The 6,000-nt window shown below is 65.2% G+C and carries 5 protein-coding genes; all 5 read right to left on the reverse strand.

The genetic code is table 11. From position 1 onward, the window contains the following. Positions 1-5 precede the first annotated feature (5 nt). The 5 genes from fliG to ACO6VM_RS09250 all read right to left on the reverse strand — a co-directional run bounded on the left by fliG (position 6) and on the right by ACO6VM_RS09250 (position 5,838). Positions 6-1,025 carry a flagellar motor switch protein FliG gene (gene fliG, locus ACO6VM_RS09230; RefSeq protein WP_110991858.1) on the reverse strand — a complete coding sequence of 340 codons (1,020 nt, stop codon included), beginning with the start codon at positions 1,023-1,025 and terminating at the stop codon, positions 6-8. Further along, positions 1,018-2,796: a flagellar basal-body MS-ring/collar protein FliF gene (gene fliF / locus ACO6VM_RS09235; protein WP_401056387.1), complete on the reverse strand. Its 1,779-nt coding sequence runs from the start codon at positions 2,794-2,796 to the stop codon at positions 1,018-1,020. Before fliF ends, fliG begins: the two co-directional genes overlap by 8 nt. A 15-nt stretch (positions 2,797-2,811) precedes the next feature. Further along, a complete protein-coding gene (fliE, locus tag ACO6VM_RS09240; protein ID WP_110991860.1) occupies positions 2,812-3,144 on the reverse strand; it encodes a flagellar hook-basal body complex protein FliE in 333 nt (110 codons plus the stop codon). 106 nt (positions 3,145-3,250) lie between these two features. Then, positions 3,251-4,621 (reverse strand): sigma-54-dependent transcriptional regulator, encoded by a 1,371-nt coding sequence (locus ACO6VM_RS09245; protein WP_401056389.1) that lies wholly within the window; start codon positions 4,619-4,621, stop codon positions 3,251-3,253. Beyond that, positions 4,621-5,838, reverse strand: a complete 1,218-nt coding sequence (locus ACO6VM_RS09250) for a sensor histidine kinase (RefSeq protein ID WP_422403174.1) — start codon at positions 5,836-5,838, stop codon at positions 4,621-4,623. Before ACO6VM_RS09250 ends, ACO6VM_RS09245 begins: the two co-directional genes overlap by 1 nt. Positions 5,839-6,000: the final 162 nt, after the last annotated feature.

Genomic DNA, 6,000 nt, shown 5'->3' on the forward strand with positions numbered 1-6,000 from the left:
ATGGCTTAGATCATTTCCTCGGCACCCTTGCCGCCAAGCACGATCTCGCCGGCCTCGGCCATGCGTCGGGCGATGGTGAGGATTTCCTTCTGCGCGGTCTCCACGTCGCTGACCCGCACCGGCCCTTTGGCCTCCAGGTCGTCGCGCAGCAGTTCCGAGGCGCGCTTGGACATGTTCTTGAACACCTTGTCCTTGACCCGCTCGTCGGCGCCCTTGAGCGATACCACCAGCACATCCGAGGACACCTCGCGCAACAGCGCCTGGATACCCCGGTCGTCGACATCGGCCAGGTTGTTGAAGACGAACATCAGGTCTTCGATCTGCTCCGACAGGTCGCTGTCGATCTCGCGGATCGCATCCATCAGCGCACCTTCCACCGAACTGTCGAGGAAGTTCATGATGTCGGCAGCACGCTTGATGCCGCCCAAGGTGGTGCGGGCAGCGTTGGAGTTGCCCGAGAACTGTTTCTCGAGAATCTGGTTGAGCTCTTTGAGCGCCGCAGGCTGTACGGTGTTGAGCGACGATACGCGCAGGACGATGTCGAGGCGCACCTTGTGGTCGAAGTTGCTCAGCACCTCGCCGGCCTGGTCGGGGTCGAGGTAGGCGACCACGATGGCCTGGATCTGCGGGTGCTCGAAGCGGATGACGTCGGCCACGGCACGCGGCTCCATCCACTTGAGGCTGTCCAGGCCGCTGGTGTTGCCACCGAGCAGGATGCGGTCGATCAGGCCGTTGGCCTTGTCCTCACCCAGTGCCTGGTTGAGCATCTTGCGAATGTAGCCGTCGGAGCCCACGCCCAGGCTGGTCTGGTCGCCGACGATCTCGACGAACTCGCTCATCACCTGCTCGACCTGCTCGCGGTGCACATTGCCCATTTGCGCCATGGCCACACCGACCCGCTGCACTTCCTTTGGCCCCATGTGGCGCAGGACCTGTGCGGCGTCGGTCTCGCCGAGCGACAGCAGGAGGATGGCCGCCTTGTCGACGCGGCTCAGCTTGGCGGTAACGGCTCGGTTGTCACTCATCGGCGTTGATCCACTCTTTCACGACCTGGGCCACACGGCCCGGGTCTTCGGCCACCAGGCCTTTGATTGCGTTGAGCTGTGCCTCGTAACCCTCGCTCGGGCTCGGCAACAGAATGCTTGTCGGGCCACCCAGGCTGACGCGGTCGTTGGCCAGTTCGCCATCCAGACCGATCATGCCGCCCAGCTCCATGTCGCTGTCTGTGGCAGCTTGCTTGCCGCCACCGGTAATGTTGTTGAGCACCGGACGCAGCACGCCGAACACCAGGATCAGGATGAACACCACGCCCAGCACCTGCTTGACGATGTCCCAGAACCAGGGCTGCGAGTAGAACGGAATGTCGACCAGTTCGTCGCCACGGTCGGCGGCGAACGGCACGTTGATCACGGTGACGCTGTCGCCACGGCTGGCATCGAAGCCCACCGCGTCCTGCACCAGACGGGTGAAGCGCGCCAGGTCTTCAGCACCCCAGGGCGTGCGGGTAGCCTCGCCGCTGGCGGCGTCGATCTTGGCCTGGTCGTCCACCACCACCGCCACCGACAGGCGGGTCAGGCGACCCTGCTGCTGACGGGTGTGGCTGATGGAACGGTCCAGCTCGAAGTTCTTGGTCGACTGTTGGCGCTTGTCGGACGGGTACGGCGCCAGCATCGGCTGGCCGGTGGCCGGGTCCATGATCTGCTGGCCGTTGGAGTCCACCAGCGGCTGCCCGGGCTGGACGGCACCGGCGGGGGTTGCAGCGGCCTTGGCATTCTCAGGCGCGCTGGCGCCGGCCGGCGGCTGGTTGCTCAGCGCACCCGGTACGCCTTGCGGGCCCTGGCTGCTGGCGCGCTGCTCGTTGACCGACTGCTCGCTGCGCAGCGCCGGCTGGTCGGGATTGAACTGCTCGGAAGTGGACTCGACGGCGCTGAAGTCGATGTCGGCCGACACTTCGGCCTTGTAGCGGTCGTTGCCCAGCACCGGCAGCAGGATGTTGTGCACGCGCTGGGTGAGCATGCCTTCCATGCGGCGGCTGTAGTCGAACTGCTTGCCGGCCATGGTCAGCGCGGTGTCCTGCAACTGGTCGGAGAGCAGGTTGCCCTTCTGGTCGACCACGGTCACCTGGGACTTGTCCAGCTCCGGAACACTGGTGGCCACCAGGTTGACGATGGCCATTACCTGGCCGGCCTCCAGGGCACGCCCCGGATACAGCTCGACCAGTACCGAAGCGCTTGGCTTGCGCTCGTCACGCACGAACACCGAGCTTTTCGGGATGGCCAGGTGCACGCGGGCAGCCTTGACGTTGTTGAGGCTGGACACGGTGCGCGCCAGTTCGCCTTCAAGGCCACGGCGGTAGCGGGTGGCCTCCATGAACTGGCTGGTACCCAGGCCCTGATCCTTGTCGAGCAGCTCGAAGCCGACGTTGCCGTCGCTTGGCGCTACGCCGGCGGCGGCAAGCTTCAGGCGCGCACGGGAGAGATCGTCGGCCTTGACCAACAGCGCGCCGGAATTCGGCTCCACGGTGTAGGGGATATCGGCAGAGGCCAGGGTGTCCATGACCTGCTTGGTGTCCATGCCCGCCAGGCTGCCGTACAGCGGCCGGTAGTCCGGCTGCTGCGACCAGAGCACCACGGCGAAGCCGATGGCCACGCTGGCGGCCAGGCCGACCAGCAGGCCGATCTGACGCAGCATGGGCATCTGCGAGATGTTTTCCAGGAACGACAGGCCGAACAGCGGCGGCTTGGCTGCTGGCGGACCGCTTTTTGCGGGGGCGTTATCGACGACTGCTTCGGCCATGAATCAACTCTCGCCTTAAACCGGCATCTGCATGATGTCCTGGTACGCTTGCACCAGCTTGTTACGCACTTGGGTCAGCGCCTGGAACGACACGGAGGCCTTCTGCGAGGCGATCATCACATCGGTCAGGTCGACGCCGCTCTTGCCGATTTCGAAGGCGTTGGACAGTTGAGTGGAGGCCTGCTGGGTCTCGCTCACCTTGCCAATGGCCTGGCCGAGCATGTCGGCAAAACTGCTTTGCCCAGGCGCCAGCTCAGGGGCGGCAGCCGCTTTGGGCATGGACATGGCATCGGCCTGCATGGCGCGCATGTCCAGCATCAGACGATTGAATTCAACACCTTGGGTCATGGACTTCTCTCTCCGGCGGCCGCATTTTTTTGACACTCATGCAGCGAATGGGCTGAAACTAGCAAGAGCAGTGCCAGCCAGCCCAGAAACCATTCAAAACTACGCCTCAGCCGAACAGGCTGGCCTCGACATCGAACCCGGCGTCACGCATCTGCGCCAGCTTGTAGCGCAGCGTACGCGGGCTGATGCCCAGGCGCTCGGCGGCCTCCTTGCGACGCCCGCGCTCGGCGCGCAAGGTGTCGATGATCATCTGGAATTCGTGGCGGCGCATGTCGCCCTCCAGCCCACCCGCCTCGGCGCCTGAATCCAGGCATGATGGCGCAATAGTGGCCTCGCTCGAAGGTGACAACGGAATGGCACCAGCCAGACAAAAATCCGCCGCTTCGATCACGCCGCCCTGCTGCAGAATCAGCGCGCGCTGAATCGCGTTGTCCAGCTCACGCACGTTACCCGGCCAGGCATAGGCCTGCAGGCAAGCCTGCGCCTGGGCGGACAAGCGCACCTGGGCATGGCACATCTTGCGGGCATGGCGCGCCAGCAGACGCTCGGCCAGCGGCACGATATCGGCCGGGCGCTCGCGCAGGGCCTGCCAGGCCATGGGGAAGACCGACAGGCGATAGTAGAGGTCTTCGCGGAAACGCCCCGCGGCCACCTCCCCCGCCAGATCACGGTTGGTCGTGGCGAGAATGCGGATATCCAGGGCGATGGGCTTGCGCCCGCCAACGCGCTCGACCTCGCGCTCCTGCAACACGCGTAACAGCTTGGCCTGCAAGCCCAGTGGCATTTCCGAAACTTCATCCAGCAGCAAGGTGCCGCCTTCGGCCTGCTCGAACTTTCCGGCCTGGGCCGCGATGGCGCCGGTGAAGGCACCTTTTTCATGACCGAACAGCGTGGCCTCGAGCATGTTGTCGGGGATTGCCGCGCAGTTGATCGCCACGAACGGCGCCTGCGCCCGCGGCGACTGCCGGTGGATGTAGCGCGCCAGCACTTCCTTGCCAGTGCCGGACTCGCCCGAGATCAGCACCGTCGAGTCGCTGCGCGCTACCCGCGCCGCCAACTCCAGCAACTGTCGGCTGGCCAGCTCGCATGCCACCGGGCCTTCATCATCAACCACACGCCCGGCAGCATGCCGCTCGACCAGGTTGAGCAACGCCTTGGGCTCGAACGGCTTGACCAGGTAATCGGAAGCGCCCTGGCGCATCGCCTCGACGGCCCGCTCCACGGCAGCATGCGCAGTCATCAGCAACACGGGCAACTGTGGTTGCTGGCGGCGCAGCCTGGCCAACAACTGGTGCCCGTCCATACCCGGCATGTTCACATCGCTGACAACCAGGCTGAACACCTCTTTGAGCACCGCCTCCAACGCCTCTTCGCCACTGCCCACGGCCTGGTAGGCGAAGCCGCCGATTTCCAGGGTGTCGCACAGCGCCTGTCGCAGGACGCGATCATCCTCGACCAGCAGCACCTTGATTGCCATCACAAGGCCTCCGCCAGTTGCCCGTCGATCAACGGCAGCTCCACCCGCACGCAGGTACCACGGCCCACCTTCGAACGCAGTTGCAAACGCCCCTGATGGGCACGCACCACGGCCTTGACCACCGCCAGGCCAAGCCCGGTGCCAGCGGCTTTGGTGGTCAGGAACGGCTCGCCCAGGCGCGTCAGCAACTCGGCGTCGATACCGCAGCCTGCATCACTGACGCACAAGTGCAGCGACTGCTCGCGACGGTACAGATGCACCTTCAGACGCGCCGGCTCCCGGCTGGCCTGCAGGGCGTTTTCGATCAGGTTGAGCAAGGCGCCGACCAGGGTGTCGCGGTTGCACAGCAACTCACCCAGGTGACTGTCGCACTGCCAGCGCACCGCATGCCCTTGCACATGGGCCTGGGCCGCCTGCTGCAGGGCCTGGAACAGCGCTTTCGGCGTGACCCTGTCACCCAGCGGCAGCTCGCCACGGGCAAACACCAGCATGTCGCGCACCTGGTGCTCCAGCTCGTGCAGCCGCTCCTTCAGGCTGCCCGCGAAGCGCTGGCGGGTTTGCGCGCTGAGGTCTTGCTCGCTATCGGCCAAGTGGCTGGCGTAAAGCATGGCTGCCGACAGCGGCGTACGGATCTGATGGGCCAGCGAGGCGACCATGCGCCCCAGTGACGACAGGCGTTCGTGGCGAGCCAGCTGGTCTTGCAGGCGACGGGTTTCAGTCAGGTCATTGAGCAGCACCAACTGGCCGGGTTCGGCATCCAGCGAGCGGGTAGCGATCGACAGGCGGCGGCCGTCGCGCAGCGAGACTTCATGGCCGTCGTCCTTGCGCGGGGCAAAGCTCCGGGCGATCACCTGGCGCCACAGCTGGCCGATCAGCGGCTCGCCGAGCAGCTCGCAGGCAGCCGGGTTGGCATCGCGCACCAGGCCCTGGCCATCGATCACGATCACCCCGCCGGGCAACAGGTCCAGCAAGTTCTGCAGACGGTTGGCCAGGCGTTCCTTTTCACTGAGTTCGTCGATGCGCTGGGCGCTGACCACGGCCAGTTCGCCCTTGAGTTCGCTGACCCGGGCTTCAAGCATGCTGTAGGACTGGCTCAGCTGGCTGGACACCTGATTGAACAGGGCAAAGGCTTGCTCGATACCCTGGCGGCTGTCCTGCTCGACCGGGGTCCGCCCCTGCTGATCGGGGGCTCGGGTTACGTGGGCGGCCTGGGGCATCGTGCTCTCTCGCGTGGCTAACCGTCATAAAAACGGTATGTTGCCAGCGGTAAAGCAATAGCCGTGCCGGAGATAGGGATTTGCGGAGGCTGCTCCGGCCTCTTTTTGGGGGGAGACGCCTTCCCCAACACGAGAAAGCGGGCACAGGAGGGGGGGGGGTTT

This window comes from Pseudomonas sp. GZD-209, assembly GCF_049310485.1.
GTDB classification, from domain to species: domain Bacteria; phylum Pseudomonadota; class Gammaproteobacteria; order Pseudomonadales; family Pseudomonadaceae; genus Aquipseudomonas; species Aquipseudomonas sichuanensis.

Excerpts from the sequence above, each read along its gene's own strand:
- fliG (WP_110991858.1), bottom strand. The coding sequence starts at position 1,025 with ATGAGTGACAACCGAGCCGTTACCGCCAAGCTGAGCCGCGTCGACAAG.
- fliF (WP_401056387.1), bottom strand. The coding sequence starts at position 2,796 with ATGGCCGAAGCAGTCGTCGATAACGCCCCCGCAAAAAGCGGTCCGCCA.
- fliE (WP_110991860.1), bottom strand. The coding sequence starts at position 3,144 with ATGACCCAAGGTGTTGAATTCAATCGTCTGATGCTGGACATGCGCGCC.
- ACO6VM_RS09245 (WP_401056389.1), bottom strand. The coding sequence starts at position 4,621 with ATGGCAATCAAGGTGCTGCTGGTCGAGGATGATCGCGTCCTGCGACAG.
- ACO6VM_RS09250 (WP_422403174.1), bottom strand. The coding sequence starts at position 5,838 with ATGCCCCAGGCCGCCCACGTAACCCGAGCCCCCGATCAGCAGGGGCGG.